General features: G+C 47.7%; 24 protein-coding genes and 1 pseudogene. 17 read left to right on the forward strand and 8 right to left on the reverse strand.

The features are described 5' to 3' along the window. The first annotated feature begins 73 nt into the window (after positions 1 to 73). Positions 74 to 1,003 (forward strand): LysR family transcriptional regulator, encoded by a 930-nt coding sequence (locus H027_RS0113380; RefSeq protein WP_024872963.1) that lies wholly within the window; start codon positions 74 to 76, stop codon positions 1,001 to 1,003. Between the two features lie 102 nt (positions 1,004 to 1,105). On the opposite strand, the gene H027_RS19000 is transcribed toward H027_RS0113380, so the two are convergent. From H027_RS19000 to H027_RS0113400, 5 genes and pseudogenes are all read right to left on the reverse strand, one after another. Continuing rightward, complete coding sequence (locus H027_RS19000) at positions 1,106 to 1,426, reverse strand: SDR family NAD(P)-dependent oxidoreductase (RefSeq protein ID WP_237657954.1); 321 nt, start codon at positions 1,424 to 1,426, stop codon at positions 1,106 to 1,108. Between the two features lie 44 nt (positions 1,427 to 1,470). Continuing rightward, positions 1,471 to 1,593, reverse strand: a pseudogene (locus H027_RS19390) (SDR family NAD(P)-dependent oxidoreductase); the annotation flags it as partial. 134 nt (positions 1,594 to 1,727) lie between these two features. Then, entirely contained in the window at positions 1,728 to 2,399 is a 672-nt protein-coding gene (locus tag H027_RS0113390) for an NAD-dependent epimerase/dehydratase family protein (RefSeq protein ID WP_024872965.1), read from the reverse strand. A gap of 10 nt (positions 2,400 to 2,409) precedes the next feature. Then, on the reverse strand, positions 2,410 to 2,919 hold the full coding sequence (locus H027_RS17895) for a helix-turn-helix transcriptional regulator (protein ID WP_152536727.1): 510 nt from the start codon (positions 2,917 to 2,919) through the stop codon (positions 2,410 to 2,412). A 200-nt stretch (positions 2,920 to 3,119) separates the two neighbouring features. Next, a complete protein-coding gene (locus tag H027_RS0113400; protein ID WP_024872966.1) occupies positions 3,120 to 3,410 on the reverse strand; it encodes a hypothetical protein in 291 nt (96 codons plus the stop codon). A gap of 210 nt (positions 3,411 to 3,620) precedes the next feature. Here H027_RS0113400 and H027_RS0113405 point away from each other — a divergent pair, with 210 nt between their 5' ends. Both H027_RS0113405 and H027_RS17900 read left to right on the forward strand, forming a co-directional pair. Then, on the forward strand, positions 3,621 to 4,205 hold the full coding sequence (locus H027_RS0113405; RefSeq protein ID WP_024872967.1) for a hypothetical protein: 585 nt from the start codon (positions 3,621 to 3,623) through the stop codon (positions 4,203 to 4,205). Positions 4,206 to 4,225: 20 nt separating this feature from the next. Continuing rightward, positions 4,226 to 4,870 (forward strand): tetratricopeptide repeat protein, encoded by a 645-nt coding sequence (locus tag H027_RS17900; RefSeq protein ID WP_024872968.1) that lies wholly within the window; start codon positions 4,226 to 4,228, stop codon positions 4,868 to 4,870. Between the two features lie 182 nt (positions 4,871 to 5,052). Here H027_RS17900 and H027_RS0113415 read toward each other — a convergent pair whose 3' ends face one another. Further along, positions 5,053 to 5,460, reverse strand: coding sequence for a putative zinc-binding protein (locus H027_RS0113415; protein ID WP_024872969.1), 408 nt, complete (start codon positions 5,458 to 5,460; stop codon positions 5,053 to 5,055). A gap of 205 nt (positions 5,461 to 5,665) precedes the next feature. Then, positions 5,666 to 6,253, reverse strand: coding sequence for a flavin reductase family protein (locus tag H027_RS0113420; RefSeq protein ID WP_051448992.1), 588 nt, complete (start codon positions 6,251 to 6,253; stop codon positions 5,666 to 5,668). Positions 6,254 to 6,354: 101 nt separating this feature from the next. On the opposite strand from H027_RS0113420, the gene H027_RS0113425 reads away from it, so the two are divergent. The 12 genes from H027_RS0113425 (at position 6,355) to H027_RS0113480 (ending at position 19,612) form a co-directional block, all read left to right on the forward strand. Next, positions 6,355 to 6,777, forward strand: coding sequence for a MarR family winged helix-turn-helix transcriptional regulator (locus tag H027_RS0113425; RefSeq protein WP_024872971.1), 423 nt, complete (start codon positions 6,355 to 6,357; stop codon positions 6,775 to 6,777). A gap of 286 nt (positions 6,778 to 7,063) precedes the next feature. After that, positions 7,064 to 7,570 carry a DUF1543 domain-containing protein gene (locus tag H027_RS0113430; RefSeq protein WP_024872972.1) on the forward strand — a complete coding sequence of 169 codons (507 nt, stop codon included), beginning with the start codon at positions 7,064 to 7,066 and terminating at the stop codon, positions 7,568 to 7,570. A gap of 132 nt (positions 7,571 to 7,702) precedes the next feature. Beyond that, positions 7,703 to 9,013: a sn-glycerol-3-phosphate ABC transporter substrate-binding protein UgpB gene (gene ugpB, locus H027_RS0113435; RefSeq protein ID WP_024872973.1), complete on the forward strand. Its 1,311-nt coding sequence runs from the start codon at positions 7,703 to 7,705 to the stop codon at positions 9,011 to 9,013. A gap of 52 nt (positions 9,014 to 9,065) precedes the next feature. Further along, complete coding sequence (gene ugpA / locus H027_RS0113440) at positions 9,066 to 9,947, forward strand: sn-glycerol-3-phosphate ABC transporter permease UgpA (protein WP_024872974.1); 882 nt, start codon at positions 9,066 to 9,068, stop codon at positions 9,945 to 9,947. 1 nt (position 9,948) lies between these two features. Further along, on the forward strand, positions 9,949 to 10,797 hold the full coding sequence (gene ugpE / locus H027_RS0113445; protein ID WP_024872975.1) for a sn-glycerol-3-phosphate ABC transporter permease UgpE: 849 nt from the start codon (positions 9,949 to 9,951) through the stop codon (positions 10,795 to 10,797). Between the two features lie 11 nt (positions 10,798 to 10,808). Beyond that, positions 10,809 to 11,885 carry a sn-glycerol-3-phosphate ABC transporter ATP-binding protein UgpC gene (ugpC, locus tag H027_RS0113450; RefSeq protein ID WP_024872976.1) on the forward strand — a complete coding sequence of 359 codons (1,077 nt, stop codon included), beginning with the start codon at positions 10,809 to 10,811 and terminating at the stop codon, positions 11,883 to 11,885. Beyond that, entirely contained in the window at positions 11,882 to 12,631 is a 750-nt protein-coding gene (gene ugpQ / locus H027_RS0113455; protein WP_024872977.1) for a glycerophosphodiester phosphodiesterase, read from the forward strand. Before ugpC ends, ugpQ begins: the two co-directional genes overlap by 4 nt. Positions 12,632 to 12,800: 169 nt before the next feature. Beyond that, positions 12,801 to 12,998 (forward strand): hypothetical protein, encoded by a 198-nt coding sequence (locus H027_RS0113460; RefSeq protein WP_024872978.1) that lies wholly within the window; start codon positions 12,801 to 12,803, stop codon positions 12,996 to 12,998. 564 nt (positions 12,999 to 13,562) lie between these two features. Continuing rightward, complete coding sequence (gene kdpE / locus H027_RS0113465; protein WP_024872979.1) at positions 13,563 to 14,258, forward strand: two-component system response regulator KdpE; 696 nt, start codon at positions 13,563 to 13,565, stop codon at positions 14,256 to 14,258. 36 nt (positions 14,259 to 14,294) lie between these two features. Beyond that, positions 14,295 to 16,166 carry a low affinity potassium transporter Kup gene (gene kup / locus H027_RS0113470; protein WP_024872980.1) on the forward strand — a complete coding sequence of 624 codons (1,872 nt, stop codon included), beginning with the start codon at positions 14,295 to 14,297 and terminating at the stop codon, positions 16,164 to 16,166. A gap of 408 nt (positions 16,167 to 16,574) precedes the next feature. Beyond that, positions 16,575 to 18,305: an ABC transporter permease gene (locus tag H027_RS0113475; RefSeq protein ID WP_024872981.1), complete on the forward strand. Its 1,731-nt coding sequence runs from the start codon at positions 16,575 to 16,577 to the stop codon at positions 18,303 to 18,305. An 11-nt stretch (positions 18,306 to 18,316) separates the two neighbouring features. Next, on the forward strand, positions 18,317 to 19,612 hold the full coding sequence (locus H027_RS0113480; RefSeq protein WP_024872982.1) for an ABC transporter ATP-binding protein: 1,296 nt from the start codon (positions 18,317 to 18,319) through the stop codon (positions 19,610 to 19,612). 70 nt (positions 19,613 to 19,682) lie between these two features. Here the strand turns inward: H027_RS0113480 and H027_RS0113485 are convergent, their stop codons facing one another. Next, positions 19,683 to 21,839 carry an FAD-dependent oxidoreductase gene (locus H027_RS0113485; RefSeq protein ID WP_024872983.1) on the reverse strand — a complete coding sequence of 719 codons (2,157 nt, stop codon included), beginning with the start codon at positions 21,837 to 21,839 and terminating at the stop codon, positions 19,683 to 19,685. Positions 21,840 to 21,967: 128 nt separating this feature from the next. Here H027_RS0113485 and H027_RS0113490 point away from each other — a divergent pair, with 128 nt between their 5' ends. Both H027_RS0113490 and H027_RS0113495 read left to right on the forward strand, forming a co-directional pair. Then, complete coding sequence (locus tag H027_RS0113490; protein ID WP_024872984.1) at positions 21,968 to 23,179, forward strand: ABC transporter substrate-binding protein; 1,212 nt, start codon at positions 21,968 to 21,970, stop codon at positions 23,177 to 23,179. Beyond that, positions 23,152 to 24,810 carry an ABC transporter permease gene (locus H027_RS0113495; protein ID WP_152536728.1) on the forward strand — a complete coding sequence of 553 codons (1,659 nt, stop codon included), beginning with the start codon at positions 23,152 to 23,154 and terminating at the stop codon, positions 24,808 to 24,810. Before H027_RS0113490 ends, H027_RS0113495 begins: the two co-directional genes overlap by 28 nt. The last annotated feature ends 19 nt before the right edge of the window (positions 24,811 to 24,829 follow it).

Here is a 24,829-nt window from a genome sequence, read left to right on the forward strand (position 1 = left end):
GCATAAAGTTAATTTTATAGTTGCATGAAACGCCCTATCTTTTAATGCAACAAAACGTTGAGTAAGGAAACTGATGACGATCCCTGATATGAACCTGCTCACTGCACTGGATGTTTTACTTGCGGAGAAAAGCGTCGCGGGTGCAGCTTACCAGTTAGGTTTAAGTGCCTCAGCGACGAGCCGGACATTGACTCGTTTGCGTTTAATTACGGGTGACCCATTGCTTGTCCGTGCCGGACGAAAAATGGTTCTAACTCCTTATGCGGAGTCTATTCAGGAGCGGACTCGACTCGCGGTGCGTGATGTATTAGATATTCTGCAACCGAATATCCAACCACTTGATTTAGCCTCACTTGAACGGACTTTTACCATCAGAGCAAACGAAGGATTTGTTGAAACATTTGCCCCTACACTCATCAATCATTTTGCAAAACAAGCGCCAAGAGTTCGTTTACGATTCATGCCAAAACAACAAAAAAGCCCAGAGGCGCTTCGGGAAGGAAAGGTAGATTTAGAAATTGGCGTGATTAAAAATATGGGGCCTGAGATCCGGGTAAAAGCTTTGTTTTATGATCGCTTTGTCAGCGTGGTCAGAAAAGGACATCCGCTTGATCAGTGTAAAGTAGTTTCAACCCAAGAATATTGCCAATTTAGCCATATCATTGCTTCTCGAAGCGGTGATTTTTCAGGACCAGTCGATGAAGAGCTCAAAGCACAATATGTAACACGGCATATCGCAGCTACCGTACCCAGTTTTCCGGCAGCACTTGAGGTAGCCAGAAATTCAGATTTGATCGCTTTAGTGCCAGCTTCATTTTTGCTGAATGAACCATTGAATTCTGACAGCTCTAGTTTGTGGGCATTTGAGCTGCCAGTTCGTACCAAAGATATTACGATTTCGATGATGTGGCACCCCCGCTTGCAATTAGATTCAGCGCATATTTGGTTAAGAGAACAAGTAGACAAAGTTTGTCAGGATGCATTGAAAAATCGTTGGTTTTGAATAAACAGTGCAATCAAAATTAACTGATAATAATTGGCTGTTTAATCTGCTTTGTTATTCTGAATACCTGTAGCCATTCGCATTAATCCATCAAAAGCTCTGTCAGAGAGTATTTTTCGCATGAACAGTAATGGCTTTGCACCAAATCCAACGGCATAGCGAGTTTTTGGGCGTTTGCTGGTTACTGCTTTTGCGATGGTGTCGGCAATCAATTCCGGCGGCGATGTCGGCCCATTCTGTTTTAATGCCGCCTGGTTCAATAACTACGACATGAATACCAAAGGGCTGAAGTTCCAGGCGTAAACAATCACTGATAGCTTCGAGAGCAAATTTTGTTCCGTGATACCAGGCTCCCAGTGGTGTATGCAATTTTCCACCCATGGATGTGATATTGATGATACGGCCAGCACCTTGAGAACGCATAGAGGCCTCATCCGTGACATCCATTGATCTGCCTGTGTCAGTGCACTCATGCGTTCTACTCTTCGGGCAGCCGCATAGACCGTGTAGCCAAGCGATTTTAATTTTAGTGCCATAGCTTCACCAATGCCTGATGATGCTCCTGTTACCAACGCAACTTTCGTATTCATAACGCAACTCCTCAATCTGTACCAATGATGCGAGTCATGTTGAGCCGCATTTCTTGGTATTCAGTTTATGTGGATCATTGCGTTATGACGCTAGCCGTATATGCCAATAGACTTGCAAACGATGACATCTCACCTCAGTTAAACCAGCCAATTTGAGACAACATCTGTGAATTAAGCACCATCGTACCTTGGGTTGAAGGCAGAGTTTTGACTAATGCTTGCGCAACCGATATCGCATGGACAGGTTTGTAGTTGGTGGGAAGAAGCGGTGAGAGCAATTTTGCAATCGGGATCGAAATCTTTTCTCCCAGCCTCAACGGCTGTTTCAGTGCATCTCGGTCTCCTAGCAAAATTGATGGCCGAGCAATGACCAAAGCAGAGAGTGGTAAGGTATTGAGTGCATCTTCCAGTTCACCCTTTACGCGATTGTAGAACACTGTCGAATGCGAGTTTGCACCAGCCGCACTGACCAGCGCTAACCGTGTAGCGCCGGAAGCCACCGCTGCTTTGGCGACAGCAAGATTAGCCTCCAGATCTACCGCCCGAAATGCCTGCTGACTGCCAGCCACCCGTATGGTTGTTCCAAGTGCCAGATACACCTCATCGATGGCAGGTAAAACGGGCAAAGCGCTGAAATTCACAATATGGGTTATGATTTTCGAATGATCAAATGACAGTGGCCTGCGGCTCAATACATGTATTTCAGACACGCCTTCATCCTCGACTAAGGCATTGAGGATTTGAGAACCGACGAGCCCCGTTGCACCTGCAAGCAGCACTCGTCTTGAATTCGCTGAATCAGACATCAGAATCTCCTTAATTGAGATGAATATTGTGCCGCGTATGCTCAGGTGTCTGCCCAGTCCAATCCTGAAAGGCGCGATAAAAAGAGTTGGGATCTTCGAATCCGAGTAGAAAGGCAATTTTGCCACCCGACAACGATGTTTCTTTCAGATAGTGACGCGCTAATTTTTCCCGCGTTTCATTCAATAAAGCCCGAAAATTTTCACCTTCATTTTCCAGGCGGCGCTGCAATGTTCTTTTACTCATAGCAAGGCGGTCTGCGACTTCATCAATCGTTGCAATATTGCTGGGGATTAATTCCAACAACAGCGCCTGTACTCGCTGCGTCGTTGTTGCTGTTGCATCAAGCTCATTCAAACGGCGACGCAAATCAGGTTCGAATACCTGCCACATGCTTTCGTTCACCGTCAGAAAAGGGCGTAAAGCATCAATGGCTGAAAAGCTAATTTGGGGATTCACACCTAGCTGTACGGGTGTCCCAAAAAACTCGGTATAGCGTCGGGCATGAGATTGGTGCTGCATAAGGCGGCAAAAGTTGTTGTGTTATCTTGAGTTAAAAGTATGGTGGAGCCTCATGTTTTCAAATGGCCAAACACGCCAGTTTAAATGCAATCGGCGCCAGTATTTGTAATTGAATCCGCCCTATATACGATGCTAAGGAACGAGTACGTAGACGTTTCTCATTTATGTCATGCATTATTTATATTTGGTTTTTATTTGTCTTACACTTCAATGAGGTAGTTTTCAAAATCCAGCGACAGAACTTCAGCCAGCTCAGTGAGAGTCCAATTCTTTTCAGAATATGCAACTTCATCAAATAAGATGACAAAGGGTTCTTCAGTTGCATCGGGGCAACAAATTAATTTTTGCTCAGTGAGCCAGTGCAGACTACGCGTGATTTCCTGTTGTGAAAACTCATCCAATAAACCTTCGCAGACAAGGTTATCGATACTGACCTGATGTTCCTTTTTGAACCAATGGATAATTGATGAAACACAATTATTAAGTCGCATAAAAACATCCAATGTTACAAACATGCAGCATATGAAGCCTACACCCATAATGGGTGAAAACCAACCGCCTAAATGAGCATTTTCTATCGAATCCCCTTTGATTTGTTTCCCTAATTTGATGTGTTTTTCCTTTTTTTTTATCTATGCTAACAATGTGCTTAAACCAAGTTTTACACCGGTAAAACTGTGACGTTGTATGGGGAAGTATCTATGAAATATTCGACACTCTTGAAAAACACATTGGTCGGATGTGTTTATATCGGCGTATTTGCGTTCGCACCGCTCTCTTTTAATTCTGATGATGGACTTCTCAGCTACCATGCGGTCTATGCGAAAGGTGGCAACGGCGGTGGCAACAGTAACAGTAGTGGAAAATCGAGTGACAGTGCGGGTGTGAGCGCAAAATTGAATGGCAATCCATATGGTTACGCAAATGATGGGCTAGGCTCAACAAGAGGATCATTCGCAAGTGAGTTAGGACGCTTGAATGCTGCCCATGCGTCAGAGAATGCGCTGGCCCATGCGTCTGCAAATTCGGTTGTTGGAGCGTTGGCTCAATATAAAACAGCGGCTCAGACCACTATTCAATTGACTCAAGAATTACAGGCTTATGAAGCGAATATCGCAGATTTAAATCATCTTACGCCTGAACAGCAAGCTACAGTGGATCAATATAACGCTAATATTGAGGCATCAATGCAAAAAGAAGCTGACACTCTGGCGACGGCAGCGAATAAACAAGTGACTGATGAAGTCGTTACTGCAACCAGAAGTTTATTAGATATTCAGGAATAATCGGTGAAGGGCGCATCTATATGAGTTTCTTGCGTGGCAACCCATTTGGCATTTTATTGATTGCACTACTCATGCTGAGTGGATGTGTTACGACGGTGTCAAAAAGCACCTCACAGATCATGACAAAGGCCGAACAAGGTGATGTTCAGGCCCAATATCAACTGGGCTTAAATTACACCAATGGTTTAGGTGTAAGTCAGGATTATACGAAAGGCGCGCAGTGGTTTTTAAAGGCAGCGCAGCAAGGGAAAGCGGACGCTCAGTTTATGACAGGTGCTGCCTATGCTGCGGGACGTGGGGTTCCTCGTGACGAAAGGATGGCCTATGAATGGTTTGATAAAGCTGCGAACCAAGGCCACCCTGCTGCGTTGTATCAAAAAGCAGATGCCTTAGCCAATGGCCGAGGTGTGGCGAAAGATGTTGCAGCCAGCCGAAAGTTCTATGAAAAGGCTGCGCGATTAGGGCACCTGGAGTCTAAATATTCTCTCGGTGTCTTGTTGCTAACCGGACGTGGCGGAAAATCAGATAAAATCATGGGGAATGCATGGATTCTGGCTGCCGCGAACAAAGGGCACAAGGAAGCTCTAACGTTATTTGAGACGACCAGCAAAAAGTTGTCGTCAAAACAATTAAGCAAAGTGAAAACGCTAGCGAAGAAGTTATAAACCACTTTGCATGGATCTGATTATGGCAGGAAGCCCGATCTATAGGCCGGGCTTCCTGATTTTACTCCATCGTCTGAAAGTCAGGCTCTAAGAGGAGATGAAATCCAAGCGGTGAAAAACCTTCCTTAAGACGTCTTATTATATGCATGTCAGGGAACTCCACGCTTGGCTATGTTTAAAAATCAGTAAGTAATAGGAGCTATATTTTCTGTATTTATTGTTCCCAGGTGTTGAGCTATTTCTGTGATTTTATTTAACAAAATATTGGCTTCATCTAAATCAAAGTCAGTGCGGAGACGTTTTTTCACCCCGAAAGAGTTCAATAAAATATGTTGTGTTGGCTTTATATCATGCATAGCTAGACAATTTTTAACACATTCTAGGGGGCAGCCATCAAGTGCAATAATTGGTCGTCCAGAGCAGGCGGTGCGAACCAACTGCTTCACGTTCCCGCCAACTCCGGCAATGCATGACATTTCCGCATCGCCTTGTCTATCTAGTTGAATAGCTAAATAGTTAGCCATTTGTGCGGCACTTGAACAACCCGAACATGAATATACTAATGGTAAAACTTGATTATGCTTGCTCATATATGGCCTCTTCAGTGACGAAAAATAGCCTTAAATATTTAATTACTACTATTTACTCTTTTCATATCTAAATATTAAAAATAGTATTTGGTAAGTGGATGTAGCTAATTCAATACATGTGTAAAGAAACGCTAATCAACTACCAATGGTATACATATATGATTATGGTTTTTGAAGTAAATAATATTTAAAGCTGGCGCTTAAACTAATTATCAAACCGGAAGTTCCTTCCTATGCTTTTTGTAATTCCATGATAACTTCTGAAATTATTAATCAATGGTTTCCACACATTAGCATCAAGAATATCACCATTTTTGAGAAGAGACTCCTCCGCATGAATATAGCTTGCTTTTAATTCCACAATGGCGTGTTTATCTCGTTTAATAATATTTTCTACCAAACATTCAACTTGAATAGCGCATTCCTGAATACGGAGTGGTCGAACTGTCAGGGATTGTTGTGCGGTGAATTCACCGGAAAGAAACTTGTCTTCGCAATAACTAAAACCTGAATTCAATTTTTCCGGCGGAACGGGTTGCTTACCCGTATATTTGGCAATCGATTCAATTTTGTCCGCAAGGTTTTCTGATGCTATGTTAAGCACTACTTCTGGACAGAATTCAATATTTTCAACCGCTTTTATATTTAAGCTAAGTCCAATTACGATGTTATTCGATAGCGCCCAACTTGATGAAATAGGCGTGATGTTAGTTGAACCTGCTTCATCTATAGTATTCAATAGAATTACAGTATTTCCCCAGTAAAGCGATTTAGGGTGAATTTGCTTATGCATCGATAACTCCTGTGTTATGGGCGACATAATACATAATGTATCACATTGTGATATAATTAATGTAAGGTTCTTCTGTAAAAATTTCAACCAAAGAGTGTGTAATGCTGACAAAAAAACAATTTGAGGCTCTCTCTGAATTCCGTTATCAATTGAAGCGTTTTCTTCACTTTAGTGAAACTGCCGCAAAGGAGCAGGGATTAACACCTTTACAATATTTGTTACTCTTGCATATTCGGGGATATCCAGGACGTAACTGGGCTACAGTAGGAGAACTTGCTGAAAGGCTTCAAATGAACCACAACGCAACAGTTGCTTTACTTACACGATGTGAAGAATTAGGGCTGGTAGATCGTATAAAAAATGAACATGACCGACGTAAAGTTGAAATACATTTAACTGTTAAAGGTGATTCATACTTACAAAAATTAGCTCAACAGCATAAAACAGAGTTGCAATCGCTTCAGAAAACGTTTCAGGTGGCGCAGATAACGGCATTTAATGAGGATCAAGAGTCAACGATTTAACATGATCTTGGCCTGAATGAAGCACTCATTTTTCTGGTTCTATCCAGGTTGATTTGAAATCAAACCAGCCTAATGGTGTCATTCCGCCAGTTTGTCATCCACGACTCCAATAACGAAAGATCGCCACCGTACTCCTGTTGATGTCATAAGGGTTTGCTGAGCTTTCATTTAGTTACGGTGTAGCTAAAAAGAGAATTACTGTAAAAGGTAATTCTCTTTTGTTTTGATAAAATGGTCAGCCAGCTAATCATCAAGCTTTGAAAGCCATCAATACAGGAAAACACACATGGAATTATTTGTCTTCGCACTGGGTGGTAACGCCGGAAAATCAAATATCGAAGTGCATGATATTCAGTTTGTGATCGCAGAAAACCCGGAAGAGGCATGGCCAACACTTCGGAAAAACTGGTTTGGGGATCAGGATAAAATTCACATTGATGGATATGGCCGCTTGCGTTGGGTCAATGGCTATAACGTGTCTGTATCCAAAACACCACCGAAGTCGCAGTCTCCGAAACTCTTTTTCGTCAATGTCGGGGCGTATAGCAAAACAGAATTGATGGAATTACATGCGTTCGATTTTTATGTTGCGGAAAATGCGGCTGAAGCCAAACAACAGGCACTCGCAGTATTGCTGACCGATAAAGATCAGCAGCATAAAGACAACCTAAAGGATGTGGATGGCTGCAAATTGCTCAGTCAGATAGGTGAATATTACCTGCATCTGGAACCGCAGACTGACGGCATCCCTTTCACCCCGGAATGGCAAGGTTATCAGCCTATCGGCGTATAATCAGAATCCCATATTTTTCGCATCGAACATAGTAATCCTATCGAGGGCTTTAACAAACGATCACAAAGTTGTAACAAAACGGTCAAAACTATGAACTAGCGTATTCGAATTCCAACATTACTGGGTTCATATATGCGCGTTTTTAAATCATCCTCTCTAGCATTACTGGTTCTGGGTTCGTTATGCGCGAATGCGCAAGCAGCGGTGGAAATTCAATGGTGGCACGCCATGACGGGCCCGCTGAATGACAAAGTGAATCAGTTGGCGAACGAATTCAACGCTTCGCAAACCGATTACAAAATTGTTCCTGTCTTCAAAGGTGAGTATGACGAAACCCTGTCCGCGGGCATCGCTGCGTTTCGTGCTGGTAATGCACCAGCGATTCTTCAGGTATATGAAGTGGGTACGGCAACCATGATGCATGCCAAGGGGGCGATCAAGCCGGTTGCCGAATTGATGAAAGAAGAGGGTGAGCCCTTTAATGCCGCTTCTTACATTCCGGCAGTGGCGGGTTATTACACCGCCTCAAATGGCGACATGATGTCATTCCCGTTTAACAGCTCCACCACGGTGATGTATTACAACAAAGACGCCTTCAAAAAAGCGGGTTTGGATGCGGAAAAACCGCCTGTAACCTGGCCGGAATTGATGGCTGATGCCAAAAAACTGAAAGCTGCTGGTGAGGGTTGTGCCTTCACAACCGATTGGCAGTCATGGGTGCAATTAGAGAGTTTCTCGGCCTGGCACAACGTACCTTTCGCCACCAAGAACAATGGTTTCGACGGTTTAGATGCACGTCTGGTCTTTAATAGCCCGTTGCATGTTCGTCATATCACCAATCTGCGTGACATGATGAAAGCGGGTGAGTTCAGCTACGGTGGCCGCAAGAGTGAGTCACAGGCCAAATTCTATTCTGGCGAATGTGATATGTTCATGGGCTCATCTTCTTCACTGGCGAGCATTCGCAAAAGTGCCAAATTCAACTTCGGTGTCGCGACGCTGCCATATTACCCTGACGTGAAAGGCGCACCGCAAAACACCATCATTGGTGGCGCATCCCTGTGGGTGATGAATGGTCACAAGGAGGCTGAATACAAAGGTGTGGCGAAATTCTTTACCTTCCTGTCGAAACCTGAAGTGCAGGCGGACTGGCATCAGTCGACCGGTTATCTGCCAATCACGATGGCTGCGTATGATCTGACGAAAAAATCGGGTTTCTATGAGAAAAATCCGGGGGCCGATGTCTCTGTCAAACAGATGGTGGTGAAAACGACCGATAAATCACGAGGCCTGCGTTTAGGCAACATGCCGCAGATCCGGACTGTGATTGACGAAGAGCTGGAAAATGTCTGGTCTGGTAAGAAAGAACCACAACAAGCGCTGAATGATGCCGTCAAACGTGGCAACGAATTGTTGCTACGTTTTGAACAAACCGCGAAGTAATTTTCTTTGATATTGGCGGTCGTTGACCGCCATCTTTCCGTTGGTTCAATTCATGGATAAAAAAGTTGTTTTCCATTCCCGGTGGTTGCCTTATTTGCTGTTGGCACCGCAATTGGCGATCACCGTTATTTTCTTTTTCCTCCCGGCAGGTGAAGCCCTGTATCAATCGCTGTATTTGCAAGATGCCTTTGGTCTGGGGATGCAGTTCGTCGGTTTTGATAACTTTACTCGATTGTTTACCGATCCCTTATATCTGAGCAGCTTTCAGATCACCGGTTTCTTTGCAGTAGGGGTGGCAATCTTGGGCTTAACATCAGCATTGCTGCTGGCCTATTTTGCTGATCGCGTGTTACGCATGGCCTCGTTTTTCAAAACCCTGCTAATTTGGCCTTACGCGGTCGCACCGGCGGTGGCTGGCGTGTTGTGGCTTTTTCTGTTTAATCCAAGCATAGGGCTGATTGCTTACTGGCTCAAAATGATGGGCGTGAGCTGGAACTATCTGCTCAATAGTGAGCAGGCGATGGGGCTTGTGATCTTAATCGCTGCCTGGAAGCAGATCAGTTACAACTTTCTGTTCTTTCTGGCCGGATTACAAAGTATTCCCAAATCGTTACTCGAAGCGGCCTCCATTGATGGTGCCGGACCCTGGAAACGATTCTGGTCCATTACCTTTCCGTTGCTGTCACCCACCACGTTTTTCCTGCTGGTGGTGAACGTGGTGTATGCCTTCTTCGATACCTTCGCCATCATTGATGCCGTGACACAGGGCGGCCCCGGTAAATCGACCGAAATTCTGGTGTTTAAGGTGTATCAGGATGGATTTAAAGGCTTGGATATCGGTGGTTCTGCCGCACAATCCGTCGTACTGATGGCGATTGTGGTGGGGCTGACAATTGTGCAATTTCGTTATGTCGAACGAAAAGTGGAGTACTAAGATGCTGGAACGTCGTCCTTATCTCGATCTGCTGACGTACACCGTTTTGACTTTGGGTGTCATCATCATTGCGTTTCCGGTGTATCTGACCGTCGTTGCCTCCACCATGTCAGCCGAGCAGATATTGGCTGTGCCAATGCCGGTGTTACCGGGCGGTCATTTCATCGAAAACATTCGCACCGTGTTAGGCCGTGGCGTCGGTGAAAGCGCCAATCCGGTCGGCACCATGATGTGGAACAGTTTTATCATGGCCATGGGAATTGCGGTGGGCAAAATTTCGATTTCAATTCTGTCTGCGTTCGCGGTGGTCTATTTCCGTTTTCCATTCCGTCGTCTTTGTTTCTGGATGATTTTTATCACCCTGATGTTGCCGATTGAAGTGCGGATCATGCCGACTTATCAAGTGGTCTCTGATCTGGGCATGTTAAACAGCTATGGTGGGCTGATTATTCCGATCATCGCTTCTGCCACCGCGACGTTCTTATTTCGCCAATTCTTTATGACGGTGCCGGATGAACTAACGGAAGCCGCCCGCATTGATGGGGCTGGTCCGCTGCGTTTCTTCAAAGACATTTTATTACCGCTGTCACGTACGACGATTGCGGCACTGTTTGTCATCCAATTTATTTATGGCTGGAACCAGTATCTCTGGCCGCTGTTGATCACCACCGATAAGTCATTGTCGCCGGTGGTCGTGGGTGTGACGCAAATGATCTCCCGTTCGGGGGATGCGGCGACAGATTGGAATTTGGTTATGACTGCGGCGACGCTGGCGATGTTGCCTCCGGCGCTGGTGGTGTTGCTGATGCAGCGCTGGTTTGTCAAAGGTCTGGTTGATTCAGAAAAATAAGAGAATTCATCATGGGACAATTAAGCTTACAACAAGTTGCAAAAACCTATGGCAAACATGCCGTGTTGCACGATATTTCGATGGATATTCAAGACGGCGAATTTGTCGTGATCGTCGGGCCTTCCGGCTGTGGCAAATCTTCTTTGCTGCGCATGGTGGCAGGGCTGGAAACGATTAGTGATGGCCAGGTCTCGATTGCTGGCCGCACCGTGAATGAACTGGAACCATCGGATCGTGATATCGCGATGGTATTTCAGAACTATGCGCTCTATCCGCATATGACCGTTCGCGAAAATATGTCATATGGGTTGAAGATCCGTGGTATCGGGAAAAAAGAGATCAGCCAACGCGTCGATGAAGTTGCGGCCACGTTGGAGTTAGCGCATCTGCTGGAGCGAAAACCACGGGAACTTTCTGGTGGACAGCGTCAGCGCGTCGCCATCGGTCGTGCCATCGTGCGAGAACCATCGGTGTTCCTGTTCGATGAACCATTGTCGAATTTGGATGCCAAACTTCGTGTCCAGATGCGCTTAGAACTGGAGTTATTGCATCGCCGTCTGAAAACCACCAGTCTCTATGTGACACATGATCAGGTAGAAGCGATGACACTGGCGGATCGGATGATGGTATTGAATGTCGGTCGAATTGAGCAGATTGGTACGCCCTATGAGGTCTATCATCAACCCGCCTCGACGTTTGTCGCCGGATTTATCGGATCGCCCGCGATGAATTTATTACCGGTTGATGTGGTTTCAGGGGCGGTGAAGCTGCGCCCGGCCAAGCCAGGTCTGGAACCGAAAGCATTGGCGTTGCGCGCGCCCGACATGGTGCAAGGTGAGGCCACGCTTGGGTTTCGCCCGGAGCATCTATCGATTGTGACACCAGAAGCGGCTTTTGCCATGATCCAGGTTGATGTGATTGAGGCGTTAGGCGCAGAATCATTTGCATACGGTTCATTGTGCGGCCACGACGTTACCGTTCGCCTGCATGCTGAAACCAACATTCAGGCTGGCGATCAGTTGCCCGTGAGTGTGCCAGCACAATATTGCCACTGGTTTGATCAGCAAGGCCGGAGAATTTCAGTATGAGTTCATTACCAACATGGCCCTATCCACGTTATTGGGCGCATCGTGGCGCGGGTAAACAAGCGCCGGAAAATACGTTAGCCGCTTTTCGTTTAGGTGCCGCTTTGGGTTATCGGGCGTTTGAATGTGATGCCAAATTGAGCGCCGATGGCAAAGCATTTTTGCTGCATGATGATACGTTGAATCGTACCTCAGACGGTAAAGGCCGCGCCGATCAATTTACGCTGGGTGAGTTAGCGCAATTAGATGCCGGCAGTTGGCATAGTATGGAATATGCTGGTGAACCGCTGCCATCGCTTAAATCGATTTTGCAATTTGTGAATGCCAATCAATTGATGATCAATGTTGAAATCAAACCAACCACAGGGCGCGAATATGAAACGGGTGCTGCGATAGCGTTGGATCTGGCGAATCAATGGCAGGGCGATTTACCACCTCTGCTTTCTTCTTTTTCAGAAACGGCATTGATAGGGGCCAAAGCGGCAGTGCCGGCGCTGCCACGGGCCTGGCTGGTCGATGTATTGCCGGACGATTGGTTAGCGCGCTTACAGCAATTAGATTGTGTTGCGTTCGATTCGGATCATCGGTTACTGACACCTGAAATCATTCAAACCGCCAAGCAGCATGGTTTTCGCGTACTTTGTTATACCGTCAACGATGCAGAGCGCGCCAAGCAGTTGCTGGCATGGGGAGTTGATAGTGTGATCACCGATGAAGTACATCGCATCAAGCCGGAAGACGAAAACTGAGCGATCATTCAGATCAATAATTCGGGTTGGGAAAAACTATCTGTGTGATGACTGTCATGTTTTGAACAGATGGATGCGATGTGAAGCGAAACAGCCTGTTTTGTAACAGCATTGTAACAAGCTGGGATTAGTTTGATTGGACATTCACGATTGATGAGGAGTTGACATCATGGAACCACATTTGACTGAAATTAATAATGCTCATCTTTTTATGGAGTATTTACGTAGTTCTGGCGTGAAATCGCCAAAATCTCGCAGCGATGAATGGGAATATATTGAAAAAGAACGTGTTGTGGCCAGAATAAAAAAAGATCATGAGGGTAAGGCTAAATTTTTTATTTGTGCAGCTATGCTTGGGCGTAAATAACCAAGATTAGGCTGAATGCGAATGCTCTATCTCTTCTATAAAATGCCATCTATATATTTATAATATAGGTGGCAATCAATTATATCGACATTCCTCAATGTTTGTGTTCCTTCCTTATCAGGTCAATTAAGATTTGCTGATTGAGTCTTGTTGTCTTTCACTTCTTTTTTATAAGTTTTTTATACCGGTTGTTAAAATATTTATCTGTTATTTATGTGCTTCATTTTATGCTTAAGGTGCTGAAAAATCTGTTTGTATAAAACAGAACAACCTCAAAACAGGCTTTTTTGTTTGGATTTTAAAGGATTCAAGTGAGGTGGATCTGGTGCCGCAACTGATAAGGTTGCTCAGTTTGCACCGCAATTTGAAGAAATTTTTTGAAAAAAATTGCCAGCGAGGAAAAAGAATTTACTATTCCAAACATTGAATGAGACCCCATACTTATGGAGATGCTTATTCAGCTAGATATAGCTCCGATTGGAACCTTATGTTGCGATAGCCAGATAAATTATCATTTTTCGCCATTTTATACGTTTTATTGAACAGGCCGGGCGGTAACACATCGTGAGTGAGCATGTAGCCAGTATCCTTATTGTTGAAGATGAACAGCAGATCCGTCGTTTTCTTGGCACTGCCTTGCAGTCTGAGGGCTTTCGCGTGATTGATGCAGACACCCTGCAACGAGGCCTCATAGAAACAGCGACCCGCAAACCTGATTTGGTGATCCTTGATTTAGGGCTACCCGATGGCGATGGCACACAGTTTATTGAAGAAGTTCGCCAATGGAGCCAGTTGCCCATTATTGTTTTATCGGCGCGCAGTGATGAACTCGACAAAGTTCAGGCTCTGAATGCTGGTGCCGATGACTATCTGTGTAAGCCGTTTGGTATGGCTGAATTGTTAGCCCGGGTTCGAGCCAGTTTGCGTCGTCGTATTGGCGAGCGAGAACAAGAATCACCGGAAATTATTTTTGGTGATGTTCGGGTCGATCGGGTTAACCGGCATGTGTATCGAAATGATAATAAAATTCACCTGACGCAATTGGAATATCGCTTATTACTTGCATTATTGGCTCAGCCTGGGCGGGTATTGACACACCGACAATTATTAAATTCTGTCTGGGGGCCATCTTATACAGAACAAACGCAATATATTCGCATATATATGGGGCATCTACGGCAGAAACTTGAGAATGATGCAACCAGACCTCGTTATTTACAGACTGAAACAGGCATCGGTTATCGTTTCATGCCTGATTAGATAATTATTGAATTAAAATCATACGGATTTACAACGATGGATAATCATCATAATAGCCAAAGTATTCGGCAGCTCACGGTAGCAGCGATTGGTGTTGTATATGGCGATATCGGTACAAGCCCTCTTTATACTGTCCAAACCTGCTTTTCGTCTGAGTTGGGGTTTAAGCCGACCCCGGATGTCATTTTTGGTTTTTTGTCTTTAATTTTTTGGGCGCAAGTGCTTGTTGTTTCAGTTAAATATCTGGCTTTCGTATTAAGGGCCGATAATAAAGGGGAAGGTGGTATTTTAACGCTGATGTCGTTGGCAGGGCGCAATACCAGTTTTCGGACCACCACTGTTTTGCTGATTCTGGGGCTGATTGGTGGGGGGTTGTTTTATGGCGACAGTATTATTACACCCGCCATGTCTGTGCTTTCTGCCTTAGAAGGCGTACAGGTGATTGCACCTAATTTAAAATCATTCATTGTTCCTGTTTCATTAATCGTTTTATTTTTTCTTTTTCATATCCAAAAACATGGTACCGCATCGGTTGGAAAATTTTTTGGGCCAATCATGATTGTGTGGTTTTTGGTATTAGCCATTCTGGGTGCAAAACAGATTTTAAATAATCCGTCTGTTCTTCAGGCGATACATCCCAAATGGGCCATTCATTTCTTTGTCACTTATAAAGCGGCCTCTTTTTTATCATTAGGCGCAGTTGTGTTGTCCATCACCGGAGGCGAAGCGTTGTATGCTGATATGGGGCATTTCGGCAAACGACCGATCCGACTGGCCTGGTTTTCTTTTGTGTCACCGGCACTTATTCTGAATTATTTTGGTCAGGGTGCCCTGATATTGTCTGACAAATCGACAATAGACAATCCATTCTATAAATTGGCACCCGAATGGGCTGTTGTTCCTTTAGTTATCCTAGCAACACTGGCCACCATTATTGCTTCGCAAGCGGTCATCTCTGGGGCTTTTTCGATGACCCGTCAAGCGGTGCGGATGGGCTATTTTCCTAACATGACGATCATGCATACCTCAAAATATGAAGCCGGGCAGATTTATATGCCGTTTGTGAACTGGATATTATTTTGGTGCATCCTGATCGTCGTTGTTTTATTCCGGGAATCAAGCAAACTCGCTTCCGCCTATGGTATTGCCGTGACAGGGACAATGGCGATTACGACCATTCTGGCGTGTTATGCAGCGATATATAATTGGGATTGGAATAAGAAACTGGTTCAATATATTGGTGCAGCACTGCTGATTATTGATATTCCCTTTTTCTCATCCAATCTGATTAAGGTGGTCGATGGAGGCTGGTTGCCATTAAGCGTTGGTATCTTAACCTTTACCGTCATGGCTATCTGGAAATGGGAGCGATTTCTTTTGCTTCGTCAGCTCAGCCGGATGAGTATGCCCTTGGATCAGTTCGTGAACCTTGTCGAGAAGAATGCGCCTCAAAAAGTGCCGGGAACCGCGGTTTATCTGTCGCGTACCCCGCAGGGAATTCCGCATGCATTGATACATAATCTCAATCACAACCATGTATTACATGAGCGTATTGTGTTGATGACGATCCGGACGCAAGACGTTCCGTATGTTGACTGGGATAAACACATTGAACTCACCGAACTGGCCCCTAATATCTGGCGGCTATCGGCGACCTATGGATTCCATGAAACGCCGGATGTTGACGATCTGTTCCGTAATTCCGCTCGCATGGGGATGACGTTCAACCTGCAAACGACCACCTTCTTTTTATCCCGTGAAACGTTGCTGCCGACACAGCGGTCGATCTTTGCTGAGTGGCGGGCGAAACTATTTATATTGTTGAGCAAGAACTCGTTACGTACGAATGACTTCATTCATGTACCGGCAGATCGAGTGGTGGAAATGGGGATTCAGGTCAGCGTATAACGTTGGTTGAGGCCTATTTTTCAGGCTTACGCTGTTTTCGTGACGCCCATGCAGACCTTTTTGGGTCTGTGTGAGCGGTGATATAAATATTTATACAATCTGTAACTGTTATGTCATTAAATTTGTGGTAAATTCCGCGCAGTTTTTAAGTTGGAGATTTTAAATCTGTGGATAGTTCCAGTAGTCGATTATGCATCGGCCACACACTGGTAAGGTAACCATAGGTTCCACCTATCGCTACCTTGCCTGACGGCGGGTAGTTCTGAGTAATCAGTTAGCAAACTGAATCCTCATTCCTCCCTTGTTAACAGTATTGCGTTATTGATGTCAGCGACTGCTGATTAACTGCGTGCGTATTTTACGGCGCGGATGATCTGTGTTTGCTGCAATTTTGTAATCAAGGTCATCATGTTTGAGTTGTTTAATCCGCGTCATCGCGATCAGGAAATGCTGGACTCCGCATCCAACCGCTGGAGTTGGGTGCTGTTGCCATTAATTTTGGTGCTGTTGGTTTTACTCGCCTATGCTGCGATGCAGATGAGCCGACCGTTTGTCGTCGGCGAAGCGCTGGATATTTCGCTGGATCCGCTATATCTGCCTTATTATCTGCTGCGTACGATCTTGCGCATGTTTATGGCATTGGGCTGCTCGCTGATCTTCAGTTTTATCTTTGCGGCGATTGCCGCCAAATATCGGATCGCAGAGAAATTCATGATCCCGATGCTGGATATTCTGCAGTCGGTACCGATCCTTGGGTTTCAGGCTATCGCCGTGGCCCCTTTTATTGCGTTATTCCCGGGCAATTTGATGGGTGTTGAATGTGCGGCCATTTTTGCGATTTTTACCTCACAAGCCTGGAACATGGCGTTCAGTCTGTATCAGTCATTTCGTACTATCCCGGCGGAATTAAATGAAGCCGCCAGCATCTTCCGGCTTTCCGGCTGGCAACGCTTCTGGCGTCTGGAGTTGCCGTTTGCGATCCCGGGATTGTTATGGAACATGATGATGTCCATGTCAGGAGGCTGGTTCTTTTTGGTCGCCGCCGAAGCTATTTCTGTGGCCGGGCAGGATATCAAATTACCCGGTATTGGCTCTTATATCGCTGTGGCCATCGAAGCCAGAAACGTGGGGGCGATTGCTTGGGCGATTGCGGCGATGCTGACAGGGATCTTGCTTTACGATCAGGTCTTTTTCCGGCCATTGCTGGCGTGGGCCGATCGCTTCCGCTTTGAGGAGTCACAAGGGGAAACCGCACAACGCTCCTGGCTACTGGACATGGTGCGCGGCAATGCACTCACCCATGCGTTCTCCAAGTTTTTCTGGACGCAACTACGTCGTGCGCTGAGCTGGTTTCCCCGTCGTTATGACGGCACTTCCGTCAAGGCGAAACCGGCCACCTATACACGGAACTGGCTGCGGATCTGGGATGTACTGTTGCTATCTGCTGCGGTCGCCGCTTTTGCAAAACTGACACTGTTCATCCAAAGTGATGTGGGGGGGTATGAGGCACTCCATGTGGTCTGGCTGGGGGCGATCACCTTGTTCCGTGTGATGGTGCTGATTGGCATTGCCTCCTTAATCTGGGTGCCGATTGCGATCTGGATTGGCCTGAACCCTCGTTATTCGCAGCGGGTGCAGGCGGTGGCGCAATTTCTGGCGGCGTTTCCGGTGAACCTGATGTTCCCGCTGGTGGTCTTTGCACTGGCATCCCTGAAATTAAATCCGAACATCTGGCTGAGCCCGTTGATGGTGTTTGGCACACAGTGGTACATCCTGTTTAACGTGGTTGCCGGGGCCTCGGCGATCCCAACCGAATTGCGACTGGCGGCGGCCAATCTGGGCGTCACCGGCTGGCTGAAGTGGAAGCGGATCTATTTGCCTGCCATTTTCCCGGCTTATGTCACCGGGGCGATTACCGCCAGTGGCGGTTCATGGAACGCCAGTATCGTGGCGGAGTACGTGACCTGGGGTAAAACCACCCTGATGGCCAACGGCTTGGGCAGTTATATCAAACAGATGACCGATTTGGGGGATTTCCATCGTATCGCATTGGGGATCGGCGTCATGTGTTTGTTTGTTATGTTTCTGAACCGTTTTTTCTGGCGCAAATTATATTTGTTGGCTGAAGGCAGTCGTTGAGGAGAGAACTCATGAGCCAATCTGCATTAATTAATCTGAAAGGTGTTTCTAAATCTTTCCGCACGTCTGATGGAACAGCCCGCAGTGTTTTGGATAATGTCAATTTCACGCTACAGGAAGGGGAAATTGTCGCCTTGCTGGGCAAATCGGGCTCAGGCAAATCAACGTTGTTGCGGATCATCGCCGGGCTGATTGCTGCCGATCAAGGGCAGGTCAATTACCGTGGCAATAACATTTTTGGCCCGGTCTCCGGTATTGCGATGGTCTTTCAGTCATTTGCATTGTTTCCGTGGCTAACAGTACAGCAAAACGTCGAGTTGGGGCTGGAAGCACAGGGTGTACCTGCCGCAGAACGAGAAGTACGAGCCGATGCCGTATTGGAATTGATTGGTCTGGCGGGGTTCGGTGGCGCTTTGCCGCGTGAGCTGTCCGGCGGGATGCGTCAACGTGTCGGGATCGCGCGGGCGTTGGTCACCAACCCTGACATTCTGCTGATGGATGAAGCCTTCTCTGCGTTGGATGTTCTGACCGGTGAAACCCTGCGCAATGACATGCTGGAGTTGTGGCAGGAAAAACGCATTTCTACGAAAGGCATTCTGATCGTTTCGCACAACATCGAAGAAGCGGTGATGATGGCTGACCGCATCCTGATTTTATCGAGTGATCCTGGGCGAATTCGCAGCGAAGTGAAAATTGATTTACCACAGCCAAGAAACGTTGATTCCCCTGAGGTCCGTGCGCTGATCGACGAGGTTTATGCCATGATGACCATGCGTCCAACTCAGATGGGTATTACGGGCCTCGTGACTGGTCTGAATATGGGCTATCGCCTGCCGCCAACCGACGTGGCGCGTATGGAAGGCTTGTTGGAGTTGCTCAATGATGCGCCGTTTAACGGTCATGCCGACTTGCCGCAATTGGCTGAAGAAGCCGAATTATCCGATGTGGAATTATTCCCGACCTACGAGGCATTGGGCTTATTAGGCTTGGCGCAGGTTGATAAAGGGGATATTACCCTCACGCGATTGGGCCGCCGTTATATTGAGGGTGAACAAGCGCTCCGGCAGGAAATTTTTGGACGTCAGTTACTGATGCAGGTGCCGCTCGCGGCGCAAATCAGAAAGAGTCTGGAGGCAGAATCCGGTGGCGCATTGCCAGAGAAGCAATTCCTGGAGCTGCTCGAAGAACATATGAAGCCGGACGAAGCGGAACGTGTACTCGGTGTTGCCATTGAGTGGGGACGCTACGGCGAAGTGTATGAGTATGACTTCCATACCGGGAAGTTATTGCTCCCTAGTGCGGAATAAAATCGGGCAGAATAAAGTCCGTTCTGAATAGAGACAGGGTCGAAATCGACCCTGTTTAAACCGATTTGATTCAGCTCTTTCCCCGCCGCCACTGATGATAACGTGCCAGCCAGCGCAATATGCGTTCGGGCGCGTGCTGGCGTTTCCATTCGCCGGCGACATATTTGTTGGCTTCCGATAATGTCGGGTAAATATGAATGGTCGCCAGGAGTTTATTCAGCCCGATGCCATGTTTCATGGCGAGGGTAAACTCGGCCAGTAAATCGGCGGCGTGTTCCCCGACAATGGTCACACCGAGGATGTGATCCTTACCCGGTAAGGTGAGCACTTTAATGAAACCGGGGGTGGCGCTGTCGGCAATGGCGCGATCCAGATCCTGCAAGTGGAACGTGGTGACTTCGCAGGCAATATTTTGTGCTTTGGCATCCTGTTCGTTTAATCCGACCCGCGCTATTTCAGGATCAATAAAGGTAGCCCAGGGGATCACGGAATAATCGACTTTGAATTTTTTGAACTGGCCAAAGAGGGCATTGACCGCCGCATACCAAGCCTGATGTCCGGCTGTATGCGTGAACTGATACGGGCCCGCGACATCTCCTGCAGCATAAATATTCGGATATAAGGTTTCCAGATAGGCATTGGTGATCACGGTGCGCTGTGTTGGGATACCTAACTCTTCCAGTCCGAATCCACTCAGTCGGGCAACCCGGCCAACGGCACAAATCAGTTCGTCAAATTCAAGTTCCCGCTCGTTGCCCTGTTGATCGATGACCATGATTTTTCGATGCCCACGGCGTTCACAGCGCAGCGGTTTGCTAGCGGTGAGAACGGTGACGCCATCCCGGGTCAGATGTTCTTGCGCAAGCAGAGAAACCTCTTCATCTTCGCGTGACAAGATCCGCGGCCCCATTTCAATTTGTGTCACCTGCGCACCGAGTCGGGCCAGACATTGAGACAATTCGCAGCCGATCGGGCCGCCCCCCAAAATGAGCAAGCGGGCAGGAAGCGAGTCTCTCGCGGAAAAGGCACTCCACAAAGTATCACTGGTGAGATAGCCGACCTCCTCTAATCCCGGGAGGGCCGGAATAAAGGGCTGTGCGCCGGTGGCGATAACTATGCTTCGGGTTGTCAGTCGCTGCGGCGGGCCATCGTGGGGTTGAATTTCAATCGTCCAGGGATCCACGATCCGGGCATAACCGTGCAACACCTCAACCCCGAGTTTGGTGTAACGTTCCGCACTGTCGTGGGGTTCGATCTGGCGGATAATGGCATTCACGCGTGCCATGACGTTCTTAAAGCTGAACTCGGGGGATTGGTTGTTCAGCCCATAATTTTCGCCATGACGCATCTGATGGGCGAGTTTTGCGCTCTTGATCAGAGCCTTGCTGGGCACGCAACCATAGTTGAGACAATCGCCGCCCATTTTATGCGTCTCAATCAAGGTGACTTTGGCTTTTACCGCCGCTGCAATATAGGCTGTGACTAAACCTGCGGCACCACCGCCGATCACGATCAGATTGCGATCAAAGCTGGCCGGACGTTGCCATTTCGCGTAGACACGACGATGTTGCAAGATGCTCAGCAGTTGTTTGGTCAGGTAGGGAAAGAGCCCCAGCAACGTGAATGAGGCCAACATGGCTGGCGATAAAATACCGGACAATCCCGTTAACCGGGCCAGTTGTGTGCCGGCATTGACATACACCAGCGTGCCCGCCAGCATTCCGACCTGACTCACCCAATAAAATTTCCTGATAGAAATTGGCGTTAAACCGGCCAGTAGATTCACCAGAAAAAAAGGAAATACAGGGACGAGTCGCAAGGTGAACAGATAAAACATGCCGTCACGCGCAATGCCTTCATTCACGGTTTTCAGCCTTGTACGGAAGTGAGTTTGTACCAGTTCCCGGAATAAATAGCGTGAGGTTAAAAATGCCAGTGTGGCGCCGAGTGTGGACGCAAAAGACGCGATAACCGTCCCCCAGAACAAGCCAAATAAGGCACCTGCGGCAATGGTCATGATGGCTGCACCCGGCAGAGAAAAGCCGGCGATGACAACGTATAACCCAAAAAAGAGCACGCTAACCAGAAAAGGGGATTGCTGATACCAGAGATTAAAACGATCGGTGCTCTGTTTCAGCCCATCCAGTGTCAGATAGGTATTCAGGTCAAACACAAAGAAGGCAGAGATGAAAATCAGGAGGGTGCCAATCAGCGCAATTTTTTTCATTTGGGCTCTCGCTTGAGGAATATACAGCTATAGTCGAAATAGAGATGAGGTTCCTTACACGCGAGTGTAAGAAAATTCGCTGATACCCGACTTAACCATAGCAAGAATTCAAAAGTTTGGAGGGGTCAATGAAACTAAGTTTGCTTTCAGGCATTGGTGCCTGTCTGTGCATGGCGTCGGTAATGGCGAATGAACCGGCCAGTTTGGAAAAAAATAGGGCAGAAAGTTGGGCAACAGTGGAAGCAACCGCGAAAGGCCAGACTGTTTATTTTAATGCTTGGGGCGGCAGTAATGCGACAAACCAGTATATCGACTGGGCGGCGGCCGAAGTGAAGCAACGTTATGATCTCACGGTCAAACAGGTCAAAGTGACGGATACCGCCGAAATCGTCAAACGTATCGAAACAGAGGTGGCTGCCGGGCGAAAAAAAGATGAGGGCTCGGTCGATTTATTATGGGTGAACGGCGAAAACTTCAAACGGCTGAAACAGGAACAGTTACTTTATGGCCCTTGGGCGGAACAACTTCCCAATTGGAAATATGTGGATCTGAAAAAGCCGGTTCAGGTCGATTTTTCCGAACCGACGGCAGGGTTGGAAAGCCCGTGGGGAACAGCACAATTAACCTTTATTGCTGATAGCGCATTAACACCACAGCCTCCACATTCAGCGTCTGAGCTGTTTACTTTTGCCAAGAACAATCCCGGCCAAGTGACTTACCCCAAACCACCCGATTTTCATGGCACAACGTTTCTGAAGCAGTTGCTATTGGAGCTGGCACCCGATCCTTCGGTCTTACAAAAGCCGGTGACGCTCGAGGTCTTTAACACTGTAACGCAGCCATTGTGGGCGTATCTCGATCAGTTACATCCTTATCTTTGGCGGCAGGGGAAGGCTTTTCCGGCCAGTGCTGAAGAAATGCACCGGATGCTGGCCGATAAAGAACTGAAACTGTCACTGACGTTTAATCCGAATGAAGCGGCCAATCTGATTGCAAACCGGCAATTACCGCCAACCGCCTATAGTTTCGGTTTCACCAAAGGCACCATTGGGAATGTGCATTTTCTGGCGATCCCGGTGAATGCCCACGCGAAGGCGGGCGCTATGGTCTTTGCGAATTTCCTGTTATCACCACAGGCTCAGGCCCGAAAGGCTGACATCAAAATCTGGGGGGATGGCAGTGTGCTGGATGTAAGCAAACTGCCTAAAGCACTGCAACCGCAGTTTGTGCCATCGGCGTTGGGCAGTTTAACCGAGAAAGTCCCGGTTCTTGCTGAACCCCATGCCAGTTGGATGAGTGCACTGGAGGCAGAGTGGCTAAAACGTTACGGCTCTCATTGAGGTCAGTGCGATCTGGTGGCCAGCCGCAGACTCCGGTGGCGATGTCTTACGTGGCTATCTTGCTGGTCATGTTGGTATTTATGCTACTGCTACCCGGATTGTTTTGGGCTATGCGACCGATATGGAACGCTGCGGTATGGCGGGCTTTATGGCTGGATCCGCAATTACCACTCGCATTTCAGACCACACTGGTCTCTGCATTGCTGGGTAGTTTGCTGGCGCTGTCGCTGGCACTGATCATTGCTTTGCAATGTTATCCGGGGCGAAGCTGGTGGCAGGTGCAACGCCAGTTACCGCTGTTTCTGGCGATCCCCCATGCGGCGTTTGCGATTGGCATTGTGTTCCTGTTCGCCCCATCAGGGTGGATTGTCCGGGTGATGGCGCTGCTGACGGGGTGGCTGTCGCCGCCAGCATGGATCACGATTCATGATGATTATGGCTTCACGCTGGCACTGGCGCTGGCGGTGAAGGAGAGTGGTTTTATGCTGTGGGTGCTGTTTGCTGTGCTGGGGGAACAAGCCATTTCACGACAGATGACGCTGGCCAGAACCATGGGTTATCGCCCGTTTCAGATCTGGTGGTTTATTCTGTTGCCGCAGCTCATGCCGCGACTGGCCTGGTCTTTGGTTGCGGTGGTGGCCTACGGGTTATCGGTGGTCGATATGGCCCTGATCCTGGGGCCGACGAATCCACCCACTGTTGCGGTGTTGATTTCACAGTGGTTAACCGATCCTTCACCGATGCTTCAGGCGCAAGGTGAAGCCACATCGCTGCTGTTGCTGTTTTTACTGGGGGTGCTGGTAATTTTCGGGCGATCATTATGGCGCTGCCGGGGCATTTTTCTGGCGTATCCGGCGGGGTTCCGTCATCGGGTTCATCACTGGTCAATGCCCAAACTGCATCCGTTTATTTTCCTGCTCTGTTATGGCGTGATGCTTTCGCTCACGCTCTGGTCTGTTGCGGGGGCCTGGTTTTTTCCGCAGTTATGGCCTAGTACGTTCACCGGGATGAACTGGTTACAAGCTGACTTCACGCCAGCATTTACGGCGCTGTGGCTCGGTATTCTGAGTTGTCTCTTTTGTTTGCCAATCGCTTTATGCTGGCTGGAATGGGGGCCACAGCACTATAACGCGTTGCTGTATCTGCCGCTGATTATTCCCACGCTGCCTCTGATCGCGGCACAATATTCCGTGCTCTTGCAACTGCGACTGGATGGAACGGTGAGCGGCGTGGTCTGGAGTCATCTGGTTTGGGTGTTGCCTTATATGATCTTAACCTTGTCCGGGCCATACCGGGCGTGTGATCCCCGTGTGCTCGTGACAGCCAGAGCACTGGGTTTTTCACGATTCACGGCGTGTCTGACCGTCAAATGGCCGATGCTGTTACGACCCATTATGGCGGCAGTGGCGATCGGCTTTTCAGTCAGTATCGCGCAATATTTGCCGACCCTATTTGCGGGAGGCGGACGATTCGATACCGTCACCACAGAAGCGGTCGCCCTCAGTGCCGGGGGCGAGCGACAGGTGCAGGCGGTACAAGCCTTGTTGCAGATCATGTTGCCGCTGGTGGTGTTTATGCTTGCAGCCCGATTGCCACTTTGGTTAACCCGCAACAGAAAAGGGTTACGCTGACATGGAAAACGCAGTGGCT

The sequence above is a fragment of the Tolumonas lignilytica genome, from assembly GCF_000527035.1.
Taxonomy (GTDB): Bacteria; Pseudomonadota; Gammaproteobacteria; order Enterobacterales; family Aeromonadaceae; genus Tolumonas; species Tolumonas lignilytica.